This is a genomic window from Chloracidobacterium thermophilum B, assembly GCF_000226295.1.
Taxonomy (GTDB): Bacteria; Acidobacteriota; Blastocatellia; order Chloracidobacteriales; family Chloracidobacteriaceae; genus Chloracidobacterium; species Chloracidobacterium thermophilum.
The window spans coordinates 1481880-1494500 of the sequence record NC_016024.1 but is presented as its reverse complement, the minus strand read 5'-3'; the positions used below and the strand labels follow the sequence as shown (position 1 = coordinate 1494500).

The 12621-nt window shown below is 64.1% G+C and carries 11 protein-coding genes; 1 reads left to right on the top strand and 10 read right to left on the bottom strand.

The genetic code is table 11. The features are described 5' to 3' along the window. Positions 1–2 precede the first annotated feature (2 nt). Both CABTHER_RS06185 and CABTHER_RS06180 read right to left on the bottom strand, forming a co-directional pair. On the bottom strand, positions 3–317 hold the full coding sequence (locus tag CABTHER_RS06185; protein WP_014099750.1) for a cytochrome c3 family protein: 315 nt from the start codon (positions 315–317) through the stop codon (positions 3–5). Positions 318–546: 229 nt separating this feature from the next. Further along, the gene (locus tag CABTHER_RS06180; RefSeq protein ID WP_014099749.1) at positions 547–2088 is read right to left on the bottom strand and encodes a DegQ family serine endoprotease; all 1542 of its coding nucleotides are present in this window, start codon (positions 2086–2088) and stop codon (positions 547–549) included. A 7-nt stretch (positions 2089–2095) separates the two neighbouring features. On the opposite strand from CABTHER_RS06180, the gene CABTHER_RS17225 reads away from it, so the two are divergent. After that, a complete protein-coding gene (locus tag CABTHER_RS17225; protein ID WP_187288344.1) occupies positions 2096–2245 on the top strand; it encodes a hypothetical protein in 150 nt (49 codons plus the stop codon). Here CABTHER_RS17225 and purB read toward each other — a convergent pair. Genes purB through CABTHER_RS06140 form a run of 8 tightly spaced genes read right to left on the bottom strand, consistent with a single transcriptional unit; the run spans position 2242 to position 12589 of the window. After that, positions 2242–3621 (bottom strand): adenylosuccinate lyase, encoded by a 1380-nt coding sequence (gene purB, locus CABTHER_RS06175; RefSeq protein ID WP_014099748.1) that lies wholly within the window; start codon positions 3619–3621, stop codon positions 2242–2244. The genes CABTHER_RS17225 and purB overlap by 4 nt on opposite strands. Then, entirely contained in the window at positions 3618–4061 is a 444-nt protein-coding gene (locus CABTHER_RS06170) for an acyl-CoA thioesterase (RefSeq protein ID WP_014099747.1), read from the bottom strand. The genes purB and CABTHER_RS06170 overlap by 4 nt, the downstream gene beginning before the upstream one ends. Positions 4062–4102: 41 nt before the next feature. Next, complete coding sequence (locus CABTHER_RS06165; RefSeq protein WP_014099746.1) at positions 4103–4894, bottom strand: MBL fold metallo-hydrolase; 792 nt, start codon at positions 4892–4894, stop codon at positions 4103–4105. Positions 4895–4942: 48 nt separating this feature from the next. Continuing rightward, positions 4943–6367 carry a M16 family metallopeptidase gene (locus tag CABTHER_RS06160; RefSeq protein WP_148263966.1) on the bottom strand — a complete coding sequence of 475 codons (1425 nt, stop codon included), beginning with the start codon at positions 6365–6367 and terminating at the stop codon, positions 4943–4945. Between the two features lie 59 nt (positions 6368–6426). Beyond that, the gene (locus CABTHER_RS06155; protein WP_148263965.1) at positions 6427–7161 is read right to left on the bottom strand and encodes a hypothetical protein; all 735 of its coding nucleotides are present in this window, start codon (positions 7159–7161) and stop codon (positions 6427–6429) included. 43 nt (positions 7162–7204) lie between these two features. Then, complete coding sequence (locus tag CABTHER_RS06150) at positions 7205–8893, bottom strand: DUF4388 domain-containing protein (RefSeq protein WP_014099743.1); 1689 nt, start codon at positions 8891–8893, stop codon at positions 7205–7207. Between the two features lie 56 nt (positions 8894–8949). Further along, entirely contained in the window at positions 8950–10008 is a 1059-nt protein-coding gene (locus tag CABTHER_RS15660; RefSeq protein ID WP_014099742.1) for a DNA-3-methyladenine glycosylase family protein, read from the bottom strand. Positions 10009–10039: 31 nt separating this feature from the next. Then, positions 10040–12589 carry a hypothetical protein gene (locus CABTHER_RS06140; protein WP_014099741.1) on the bottom strand — a complete coding sequence of 850 codons (2550 nt, stop codon included), beginning with the start codon at positions 12587–12589 and terminating at the stop codon, positions 10040–10042. Positions 12590–12621 lie beyond the last annotated feature (32 nt).

Sequence of the window (12621 nt, the reverse complement as noted above, 5' to 3'; positions counted from 1 at the left end):
GACTACGGTATCCTGGCTACTGTGGGTTTACTGATGGTGTGGCAGCCCGTGCAAGCAAATTTTTCATCGAGCCATTTTTGTGGATGGGTGGGCGTAAGACGGTGGTTGACGGCTGCGCCCTGGTGGGGATCGTGACAACTCAGGCACTGCCCGCGCCGTTCGCGTACCGGCAGTTCCGGTTTCTGGCGTGATACGTCGCAGGCGGCAGCGACCGGGCGCGGCCGTTTCCCCCGACTGGAAAGGTAGGCCAGTCCGGCCACAACCAGCGTGACAACCACGACGAAGAGCAGGTCATGTCGTCGGAAACGAAAAGCCATTGCCCGCCACCTCACGGCAGGAATTGGGCGGTATCTTGACAGAAACCGGCCTGAGGGGGTGGTTCTCCCAGGAGCCAACCGCTAGGGTAGTGTGGCCGGCAGGGAGCGACAAGTCCTCTTCCGGCTGCCTGTTCGTGGGCTGCAGGGGCCGGTTCCGTGAGCGGACCCGCCCAGGGGCCGCTCACGGAGCGATGGAGGAAGCTGGACGCCAAGCCACGCCGGAACCGGGTCAGTTGCGATCCCGTGGAACGACCAGGAACAGCTTGGCGCCGCCCCGGAAGATGCGCAACAGCACCTCGCCCTGGCTCTGGCGCACGGCCGCGTCAAAGGCGGCGACACTGGAGACGGGCTGCTGGTTGACCTGGAGGATGATGTCATCGCGCTGCAGACCGGCTTCGGCCGCCGCGCTGCCCGGCTGGACGGCCCGCACAAGAACCCCGCTCTTGAGGTTGAGACGGCTGCGGACCGCCGGGGACAACTCGCCGACGGTCACGCCCGGCAGGGCGCTTCCGGCCGGAGCATTGGGACGGTCATCCTCACCACCTCCCGGCAGAGCACCCAGGGGTTGGTCTTCGGGAAGTTCATCGAGCTTGGCGGTGATGTCACGTGGCGTCTTGTTGCGGAGAATCCTGAGCTGGACGGTCGTGCCGGGAGGGGTTTGGGCCACGGTCAGCCGCAGGGTGCGCAGGTCGCGGACGGGTTGCCCGTTGAATTCCAGAATCACGTCGCCCGGCTGAAGTCCGGCCCGGCTGGCCGGGCTGTCGGCTGCGACATCGGTAATAACCACGCCCCGGTTGCCGGTGACACCGAACTGTTTGGCGAGGGCCTCATTGAGGTCCTGCAGGGTGACGCCCAGGTAGCCGCGTACGACGCGCCCCTTGCTGATGAGCTGCTCCATGACCAGCCGTGCCATGTTGATGGGGACAGCAAAGCCGATGCCCTGGTTGCCCTGGGCACCACGGGCAATGATGGCCGTGTTGATGCCGATGAGCTTGCCCTGAAGATTGACAAGTGCACCGCCGGAGTTGCCGGGGTTGATGGCGGCGTCGGTCTGGATGAAGTCTTCGTAGGTTTCAATGCCAAGGTTGCCCCGGCCCAGGGCGCTGACGATGCCGAAGGTCACCGTCTGACCGAGGTCGAAGGGATTGCCGATGGCCAGGACAAAATCACCGACTTCGAGCTGGTTGGAATCGCCAAGCGGGATGGCCGGCAGGTTCTTTTCATCCACTTTGAGAACGGCAATGTCGGTTTTGGGGTCGGTGCCGACGAGTTTGGCCTTGAGGCTGCGTCCGTCGGCAAACGTCACCTTGATGTCGCTGGCGCCGTCCACGACGTGGTGGTTGGTGAGCAGGTAGCCGTCGGGGCTGACGACGACGCCGGAGCCAAGGCTGTTAGCCCGGCGCGGCTGGGGCAGCGGGCCGAAGATGTCGGGAAAGAAGGGCAGTCCCAGGCCGGGGTCGAGTTGTCCGCGGGTGGCTTTGGTTGTCGAGATATTGACGACGGCAGGGAGGGTCGCCTTGACGACGGGGGAAAGCCCGGTGACGGGCAGGGTTTCAGTTGCGGCCGGGCGGTCGGCGGCTGGCGTGGGCGGTGGTGGGGCGCTGGCGGTGGTGGCTGGAGTGAGCCAGCGGGCAGCCACCGTCCCGCCGATGCCGCCAAGCAGGGCCGTTAGGGTGAGGAGGCTGACGGCGAGCCAGGTTTTGAGGTGGAGGGTATGGGTGGTCAGGGTGCGTGCGAGTTGGCTTGGTACAATCGTCTGATAATGCGTCATAAGGGATATGTCTCCTTCGTCTGTCCGGCATCTTTCCGGTCTGCCCGGCAAGGCATCACCTGACGGCACGGTTTGGTCATTGAAACCCTGGTCGGGACTGGGTTTGCCGGGCGCGGTACGGGTCGAGCATCGCTTTGTCGAAACGACATGTGGTTAGAAAAGTTCCGCCCTGCCAGCCACTCCGCTGGGGCTTCCCGGCTGGTGGTGGGTTTGCCCAAACGGGAGCGCCTCGCCGGTCGGGGCGTCAAAGACCCGCTGGAAAAGCTTATCCACGTGGCGGAGTTGCCAGGCAAGGTCACACTGCTGACGGAGTTCATCTGGTGTGAGTCTTTGCTGAAGTTCGGCGTCCTGGCTGGCCAGGGTGAGGAAGTCGCGGCCTTCGTCCCAGGCCTGGAGCGCCAGGCGCTGCACGAGGGCATAGGCGGCTTCCCGTGTCAGTCCACGCTGAACGAGCGCCAGCAGGAGGCTGCCGGAGAAGGTGACGCCGCCCAGACTGTCGAGGTTGGCGCGCATGCGCTCGGCGTCCACGACGAGATGGGTGATGAGTTCGGTGCTTTTGGCCAGCATGTAGTCGGCCAGGATACAGCTATCCGGCAGGATGATGCGCTCGACGCTGGAGTGTGAAATGTCACGCTCGTGCCAGAGGGCGATGTTTTCGAGGGCGGCCTGGGCGTTGGCGCGGAGCACACGCGCCAGCCCGCAGAGTTGCTCGGAGACGATGGGGTTGCGCTTGTGGGGCATAGCCGAGGAGCCTTTCTGGCCGGCCCCGAAGGCTTCACGGACTTCACGGACTTCCGTCCGTTGCAGGTGGCGGATTTCGAGGGCGATCTTCTCCAGTCCGGCGCCAATCAGGGCCAGCGTCAGCAGGAGTTCGGCGTGGCGGTCGCGCTGGATGACCTGGGTGCTGATTGGGTCCGGGCGCAGGCCGAGGCGGGCGCAGACGCGGGCTTCCACTTCCGGGTCAAGGTGGGCAAAGGTGCCGACGGCACCGGAGAGTTTGCCGACGGCGACGGTGTGGCGCGCCTGCTGAAGCCGGCGGCGGTTGCGCTGGAGGTCAGCGTAGTACAGCGCCAGGACAAGGCCGAAGGTCGTTGGCTCGGCATGGACGCCGTGGGTGCGTCCGATCATGACGGTGTGCTTGTGTTCGCAGGCGCGCACCCGGAGGGCTTCGGCGAGGGCGTCGAGGCGGCGCAGGAGCAGGTCGCAGGCGTCGCGCATGAGGATGGCGTTGGCGGTATCCACGACATCCGATGAGGTGAGTCCGAAGTGGAGGTAGCGGGCGGCGGGGCCGATCTGTTCGGCGACCGCCGTGGTGAAGGCAATGACATCGTGGCGTGTGGTCTGCTCGATTTCGGCAATGCGCGCAACGGTAAAGTGTGCCCTGGCGCGAATGTCGGCGGCGGCTTCGGCCGGGATGAGACCCAGCTCGGCCTGGACTTCACACACGGCGAGTTCAACGTCCAGCCAGGTGGCAAAGCGCCGTTCGTCGCTCCACAGGGCGGTCATTTCGGGCAGGGCATAACGTGGGATCATGGGTGGTGTGTGGTATCCGGGACAGGGGCCAGGCGGCTGAGGCGTTCCCGGAGGGCCTCCGGGAGCGGTTGGGCCGTGCGGGTTTTCGGATTGGCGTTGACGTAGATGAGTTCTCCGTCGGTCAGGTGGGTGTCCTGGCGGTAGATGGCGAGCGCATAGGTCATGCTGGAGCGTCCCAACCGGGCGCAACGGACGCAGATTTCGAGAAGGTCATCAAAATACGCCGGGGCATGATAGGTGACGGTGGCCCGGATGAGGAAGAGGTCGCTGTCGGGCGTGGTGAAATCGCCGGGGTAGTGGAGTCCGGCGGCGCGCCAGTATTCGGTGACGCCGACATCAAAATAGGTCAGGTAGTGGCCGTTGAAGACGATGCCTTGGGCGTCCACTTCGGCCCAGCGGACGCGCAGGGGATAGGCAAAGGCAAAATCGGAGCGGGGCATAGCCGTTGTACAGAGGGTGCGTGGACTTGGGGGTGGAAACCCTACAGGGGACACCAGTGGGGGAGGCCGGCAGCCGGCGCCACGGTCACGACCGTCTCCCAGGTGCGGTGCGGGTAGTGCGCATCAAGCGCCTGGAGGGCGGCCAGGCGGGCCAGTGCCGGGTGATTGTTGTGCTGGCTCAGGTGGGCCAGGACGATGTGGGCGGCCGCACCGTCAAAATCTTCCCGCAGGAAGCGGGCCATATCCTCGTTGGAGAGGTGGCCGACGCGGCTGCTGATGCGCTGTTTGAGTTCCCAAGGGTAGGGGCCGGCCCGGAGCATGTCGCGGTCGTGGTTGGCTTCGAGGACAAGGGCCTGGCAGCCTGTCAGGTGATGGGCGACGTGGGGGGGAATGTAGCCCAGGTCGGTGACGACGGCGAGTTTGACCCCGGCGGCCGTGGCGGTGAAGATGAACGGCTCGGCGGCGTCGTGGGGGACGGCGATCGGGGTCAGGGTGAGGTCGCCGATGACCACGGGTTGCCCGGCCGCGAGGGGGTCAGCCCAGGGAATGGAGGCCATGTCCCGGTCCTTGAACCGCAGTTGCCGGCGGGTGGCCGGGGCGATGAACACCGGCCGGGCGAGTTGGCGGGAGAGGACGGAAAGGCCGCCGACGTGGTCGCTGTGTTCGTGGGTGATGAAGATGGCCGCCAGGCGGGTCGGGTCAAAGCCGATGTCGGTCATCCGGCGCACGAGGGTGCGGGCAGACAGTCCGGCGTCAATGAGGACGGCGGTCTGGGCGGTCTCGATGAGGGTGGCGTTACCGGTGCTGCCGCTGGCCAGGAGGGTGAATCGCATGTGGCTCCGGGTGATGTTTTTGGTGTTGCGTGGACATTGCCGGCCCTTTCAAGAAATCACTTGAACGGTTGAACGTGAAACATGGCGTGGGACGTACAGGCTGGCGGGGTGAAGCCGGTAACGTCCCAGGTCGCCGAGAGCCAGTCCGGAAAAGACTTTTCCGGCGAAGAGTTCCCGGGCCAGAAGCTGGAGTTGGGAACGGGTGACACTGTTGATTTCCTGCTCCAGGTCTTCTTGGCTAAAGATTTGCCCGAAGGTGATTTCCTGGTATCCATTCTGATTGGCGCGGACACTGCTTGTGTCGTGTCCGAGGTGGAGGCTGGTCAGGTGCTGGGCTTTGGCAAGCTCAACTTCGTCGTCCGTGAACTGTCCGCTGGCGACGGCGGCGACTTCCGTGAGAATGGCGCGGACGGTCCGCTTGAGGTTGCGTGGGGCCACGGCAGCATAGATAAGGAAGACACCGGCATCGCTGTAGGCCATGGCATCGGCATAGATGTTGTAGGCCAGTCCGGCTTCCTCCCGGACGCGCAGGAACAGGCGCGAACTGAGGCCGCCGCCCAGGAGGGTTGCCAGCAGGGTGGAAGCCGTCCGGTCGGGCGACAGGAGGGAGGGGGCGGCGAGGCCGAGGAGCAGGTGAACCTGCTCGGTGTCGCGGTGCTCGTTGAGGCAGAACGTCGGCGCGCCGACATAAGGTTCAAGTAGTTGATACCGTTCAAGTTGTGCTGGATCAGGCGGTGTTGTTCCGGCAAAGCCGGTGTGGCAGTGCTCCAGAACCAGTGCGGGGTCAACGTGGCCGGCCACGGAGATGACAAGGTGCCGGGGGTGGTAAGCCAGATGGTGAAAGTGCCGGAGGTCTTCGGGAGTCAAGCGACGCAGGGTACGCGGGGTGCCTTCAATCGGACGTCCCAGGGCGTGCTGTGGGAAGAAGTTGGCCAGAAAGTGCTCAAAGGCCAGCTCTTCGGGGTTGTCGGCAATCATTTTGATTTCTTCGAGGATGACACTGCGCTCGCGGGCGAACTCTGTTTCGTCAAAACGCGGCGCGCCCAGCAGGTCCAGGAGCAGGTCCAGGGCCTGGGGCAGGTACAGGTCGAGCGTCTGGATGTAATAGTTGACGCCTTCCATCATGGTGGCGGCTTCGACCTGTCCGCCGAGCCGGTCGCTTTCGACGGCAATCTGGCGGGTGGTGCGGCGCCGGGTGCCTTTGAACAGCATGTGCTCGACGAAGTGGCTGATACCGTTGTAAGCCGCCGGCTCATGGCGGGCGCCAATCCGGCTCCACGCCGACACGGCCACGGAACGTATGTGTGCCATGGGTTCGACGATGACCGTCAGCCCGTTGGGGAGGCGGGTCCGTTGCCATCCGCGCCGCCGGGTGCGGTGCCGGCGCGGATGGGTAAGGTGGGCCGGAACGTAAGGTTGTGGTTGGTGGGGGGTCGTCTCTGGAGTGGGGGCGGGTGGAATGGATTTCTTCACGGCTGCCTTGTGCTGTCCCGTGCGGAGGATGTGGTTGCCCGCGCCGGGAGGCGCGGGGTTTAGAGCGTAAAGGTGTTGGGCTTGGTCAGGGTCAGGCGGATGATCGTCCCGGATGGCAGGCGGATGTCGTTGCCACGGGTGAGCAGGACGCCGCCCAGGGCCCCGCCGCCCAGGGTTCCGGCTGCCGCCGCGCCGCTGCCGCCGGACAGGACGATGATGCCAGAGCCAATGCTGCCCAACCAGCCGCCATTGATGGCATTCCGGACGGTGCGCCGTCCGCTGTGGCCGCCGGAGACCGTTCCGCTCTGGTCGGCGCGCAGGCGGGCTTCGTTGCCCACGTCGTCAATGGAAACCACGACGGCAGCCAACGGCTGGTTGCCCAAATCGGTGATGACCGTATCAAAAAACATCTGAAGGCGGGCGGCCCGCTGGGGCATCCTGGCCGGGTTGACCGCAGCAATCGTGCCACGCACTTCCGTGCCACGTGGGAGCACAAGCGTGCCGTCAGCAAGGCGTACTGACTCGCGGAGTTGGGCGATGACTTCATCACCGGGCGCATTGATGCGGGTGTGAACCGGGGTCAGGAGTTCGAGAGTGAGGGCCGTGCCGGCCGGAAGCGTCACGCGGTTGCTTGAAGTGGGGGCATGGGTGCGCGGCCGGGTGGGGGGATCGTTAGGCGATTGCGCCGTAGCCGGTGCACTGCCAAGGGAGAGTCCAAGGGCTAAACTTCCCATCAGGGCATACACCAGACAGCACCGACGGGCGTCGTGAAGGCAACGGGTGATGTACGACATAGGCGATCCTCCAAGGGGGCGCCACCGGGCGGATGGCGCGGGGTCAGGCGTGACGTAGAAAGTCCCGCAGAGCACCCAGCTTGAGCTGGAAAAGTTCCTGCTCTTCCGGGGGGCAGAACAGCATGAGGTCGGCGACAAAGGCTTCGTAAAACGTATCCGGGTTGAACGCCTTGAGAACCCGCGCACGTTCCGCATGGCGAATGTCCTCCAGCGCCGCCAGCAGCATTTCGTTGAGGGGGCGCTGGCGCTGGCTGGCTTGATTATAGGCCCAGCCAGCCACGATTTCAGCCACCCGCTCACGGGGGAGGGCAAAGGGCGGCTCGGTACGAAGCAGCAGGGAGAGGGAGTCACTGACGACGAGCGGGGCTTTCTGGTCGTCGAGATAGGCCAGAAAGTCATCAATGGCGGCGTCCACTTCGGCGTTGCCGGTGGGCTTGACGGGGTTGGGAGTACGTGTGGCGGTTCGCTTTTGGGGCGGTGGTGCTGGCGGCGGCGGTGTCGGGGGTGTAGGGGGCAGGGGCGCCATCGGGTAGGCCCCAGTGGTTCGGACCACGTGAGGGGTGGCCGTGAAACGGCCGGTCGTGCGCTGGAGGCGTATCTGAAGCGCCTGCTGGCGGAGATACTCAAAGCTCTGGACGATATGCCGGAAGGCTTCTTCCACCTCACGGCGCAGGGGGATGGGCGCGGTGAGGAAGCGGTCGGGGTGGAACTGGTCGGCCAGGCGCAGGTAGGCCACGTTGATGTCTTCCAAGGTCGCGCCGACGGGAACGTTGAGGATCAGGTGCGGGTTATTGAGACGGATGCGCGTCCAGAGTTCATCGAGCCGTGACCGGAAAGCGGCGTAGTCCGGGCTGTAGGCTGGCTGGGCCTGAGACGCTGTCGTGGGCGTGGCCAGCGGGATGACCGGCCGGAGCGCCGCCGGCAGTTCAAATTTGCCGGTATCGCGCGACAGCGTCGGCGGCTCGGTTTGTTCGAGAATGCCGGCGGAAATGAGTCCGAAAATGGCTTTGAGGGTGGCAGCCGGTGGGGCGTTGACCACTACGAGGATGTGGAGCAGGTCAAGGGGCTGGGTGATGAGTTCCAGAAGTTGGCGCTCGAAGGGTTTGAGCGTCACGGTTTGCAGGCGGAGCAGCGGCGAGGAAGAAGGGGCGATGAAGCGGTTGAGGTCGCCGAGGCCGCGCCGGATGATGCCGAAGTCCTCAAGGCGGCGGACGCCTTCCAGGATGATGCTGGCGGTGGTGAGTTTGAGTTTGAGTTCTTCAGCGACCCGGTGTTCACCGGGGATGAATTCAAAGTTGCCGGTCGTCCAGTTGAAGACGGAGTAGATGATGTCAAGGATTTGAAAGGTGATGTTGGTGATGAGGTCGCGTTCGGACATCAATCCGGCTTCAACCAAGGCCTGTCCGAAGCGTTTGCCTTCGTGGGCCTGGGCAAGGATGCGGTCGAAGTCGGCCTGGGTGATGAGACCCTGCCGCAGGAGTGAGGCGCCGATGCGGTCGGCCGGCTGGTTGCTGGCCGCAAAGACGATGTTGCCGGTTTCAAAGTAAATCTGTTTTTGCTCGTCTCCCCGGGACAGGAGCAGTTCGCCGGTGAAGCGTTCGCTGTAGGCCCGGCGCAGCAGGTCGGGCACGCCGACGGTGGTCAGCAGTCCAGTCGTGGGCGGCGAGGGCGCGGCGGGGGCAGCCGATGTGCCTTCGGCAGGATAGGTTGGTGGCTGGGGCGACTCAGGCATGGCACAGCTTCCTTGGTGGTGCTTGCAGGGGTTCCATTTCGTCAGTGATGGTGTGGTCACATCATACCCGGTTGTTGTAAGGGTGGGCTACCCTCATCCGGTGCAGCGCCGGGCTTGGGACGGTGGGGGCGGTGAAGCCGGGCGAGTTCAAAGAGGTACTGCTGGGCAAGTCCGGCAAAGGGGCCGAACGTGTCGGCAGCAAGGGCAGCCAGTTCGCGGTTAGCCGGAGGCGGAGCGGCTGTCCGTCCGAGGCAGGTGAGGAGGGCCCGGCGGACCCAGACATCAATGGGGAAGGCTTCCCAGCGGTGGAAGCCGAAGAGAAGGATACATTCGGCAACTTTGGGTCCGACGCCGGGGAGCGCCAGGAGGTGGCGGCGGAGTTCAGGGGTGGGGCAGGCGGCGGCCGTTTCCCAGAAGGTCAGGTTGTGGGCGATTTGGGTGGCGAGCTGGTGGAGGGCGTGGTCGCGGTAGCCGACGCGGCAGGTATGGCGCAGGGTGCCGGGGCAGGCGGCGGCCAGGGCCTCCGGGGTGGGGAAGGTGTAGTCAGTGGGGGTGATGGGGTGTCCGAACGTGCGGCTGATAATGCTTATGATCTGGCGGATGCGTGGCAGGTGATTGTTGCTGGAGATGACGAACGACACCATGACCTCAAACCAAGGTTGGCGCAGGAGGCGTAGTCCGGTCAGGTGGTGCCAGTCTGGGGTGAACCAGACGGCTGCCGGGAAGCTGTCAGCCGGGGATCGCTTCGGGTCATTTGCCGGTTCGTCTGCCGAATCATCTGCCGGGAATGTGGTTTCCGGACGTTGTCCGTGGCTCTGAAGGGCTGTCAGACGCGCGACGACGGCTTGGTGAGCTGCGGTGTAATCCCGGTCGAGATCGAAGTACACCCGGAGTTGCCGCTGCCGGGCCGGGGTGAGCGGGTGGCTGAGAAGTTGAATTCGCCAGTTGCCGGAAGCCGCGTCACTGGAGGCCGTTGGGGTGAGGCAGACCACCATGTCCGCGACGACGCCCTGGTAGGCCGGGCCGGCAGGGTCTTTCGTCCACCGGAAGGCTTGCCCACCACACAGGGTGAGGTCGGGGTTGAAGGGGGCGGGGAGGAGGAGCGTGTCCGTCACCAGTCAGAAGAGCGAGAAATCCGCCGGATCTTCATGGCTTGCGGAACAGGTCGCCGCTGAGCGCTGGCGGCAACTGGATGTCCGTGAACGTCAGGGTGACGGTGCGCCCACCCTGCACGCTCCGAATGATCCGGTGCGGCAGCCACACATCTCCAACCGGCCGGAAGTCCTCGTAGCGTTCCTCGATCTGGAGGGGCTGCCCCAGGTCGGTGGGTAACTGGTAGGCACACTTCTGCGGGCGGCGGGTTTCGAGGTCGATGACAACATCGTAGGTATCGCCGTCGCGGTCCGTGACCCGGATGGTCTCCTCCACGCGGCCGTCGGCCAGGTGGCGGGAAAAGCGGACGACCTTGTTTTCCGGGGACAGGAGCTGCTGGTACAAGCCGGCACCGGCCAGCTTGGACTGCATGCGTACCTGTCGGAGAAGTTCCGTCTGGGTGATGCGTTCGACACGCCCGTTGGCGCGCTGCCAGAAGTCCTTTTCGACCCGGAGGTAAACGAGGCCGGTAGGCGTTCCGGGGGAGATTTCAAAGCGGAGCTGTTTGTTACGCGTCCAGAACTGGCGGATGGGCTTGGGGTCGGGGGCGGAGGTCGGGGTGGTCAGGTCCGGCTCAGTGATGATTTGCGTGCCGTAGAACTGGGCGGCGGTGATGCGTTCGACATTGGCGCGTCCGCCAACGGCGCCAAGCATGGTACCGATGAGGGCACGGGCGCGGACGGGTGAGGGGGCCCCGGTGGGAAGGTCATCGTCGGCGGTGGGCAGCGAGCGAGGGGCTGGCATTTGCTCCATCATTCTGGAGGGTTTGGTTTTTTGAGAAGTGTCTGGTTTGCCAGGGGTGACTGGGGCTTCTTTTTTGGAAGGTTTGGTCTTGGGCGGCGCTGCGGCTGGCACAGGACCGTCGGGGGTGAGTGCGGCAAGGCTGGTGTTTTCGTCCGTGACCTTTGGAGAGGTTGCAGAACGGGTGTCCTTGCCAGGCCTGGTTGGAGGTGCCGGGGCCGTGCGGTTGGGGGCGGTGCTGTCCGGGGTGGACGGCGGACGGTCGTCCTTCCGTTTTTCCTGTGCTACTTCAGGTTTGGTTTCCTTACGCTTGGTATCTTTGGTTTTTTGGGCGTCTCCCTTCCTCCGGGAGTCATTCCTGGTGTCTGGCTGGGGAGTTTTCTGGTCGGAGCCGGGTTCTTTCCGGGCAGTCTGGTTGGGGGTGTCCGGCACCGGTTCCTGTTCTTTGGGAGTCGGGGCCGCTGGCTTGCCTTTGCCGGACGGGGGTTGGTCGGCGGGCTTGGCGGGTTCGCGGCTGGGGCGGGTGGCTGCGACGGCCAGGAATTCCCGGTGAACTTCAAGTGAAAACCGTAAAACTTCTTCTATGTTCCAGAGTAGATTGATTTTGTCACGCTGAGAGAGTTGTGGCTCGCGGTTTTCATCCCGGGGGTCATAGGTGTTGGCCATGGAAAATTGGAGGTCTGGAATGCGCTTCGGGGTGCGTGCACCGGCCAGAACAAGGAAGACCTCGCTCTGGACATCGCCCCGGATAAAGGCCCGTGAGAAGTTTTCCAGTGGGAAGGTTTGGGTCTCGCTGCCATCGAGCCATTCAAGGGTGAGGGACGTACGGGAAAGCTGGAGGCGGACCGGTTGCGGTCCTTTTTTCTCGGTGTGGAGCAGGAGCGCAAAGTCGAGCGTGCCGTCGGCATCCAGGATGCGCTTGGCGGTGGCGGTGAAGTTGGGGGTGTCGTTGAGCCGGAGGTAGTTCTGGGCCAGGAGGTTGAGCGCCGGCAGGTTGCGTGGGGTGATGTTCAGGACTTCAAGCAGGATATTGACTGACTTGGCGTAATCTTTGCTCAAAAAGGCTTTTTGGGCTTCAAGTACGGTGGTTTCGAGCAGGGCTTCGTCAAGTTCCAGTTCGATGGGCAGAGTCAGGTGTTGGCCGGCTTTGATCTGGATAATCTGGGTAATGGGTTGATGCCAGCGGCTGCGGGCCTGGAGGGTGTAGATACCGGGGGCAAGTTCCCGTTTGGCAAACGTCCCGGTCAGGGAGGCAAGTTCGTTATAGACCGTCACTTCCAGATTGGGGGTGAGGGGGGTGATGGTCAGCGTCCCGACATTGACTTCCGGTTCAAAGACGACTTCCTGGTTGTCGCGGGGGCGGAGGACGACCCGGAGTTGACCGTCTTTGTAGCGGGGGCGGTTACGGGTTTCGATGAGGTGTTCGCCGGGTTCAAGATCGTTGATCTGGAGTACGCCGGTTGAGTCGGTGATGCCGTACTGCTTGCCGTCCACAAAGACGGTGGTGCGGTCAAGTTTGGTGATGACGCGGACGGAAGCTTTGGGCAGGTACGGTTCGAGCGCCCGCAGGGTTTTTTCCTGGGCGCCGAGCAGCCGGAGGGATTCGAGGGTCTGCCGGTCAAAGGTGGCCGCGAAATCAATGCCCCGGTCGCGGATTTCGCCGGCCAGGGCCGTATCAGGAAATTCATTCTGGATCAGGCGCTTGATTTGTTCGAGGGAGAGGGGCCTGGTGTCCTGCTGGGCGTACCCGGCAGGCATGAAGGGCAGGATGATCAACAACCAGCACAGGAGGGATTTCAGCATTGGCATGGCACAGGTTCGTCGGTATGAATTCG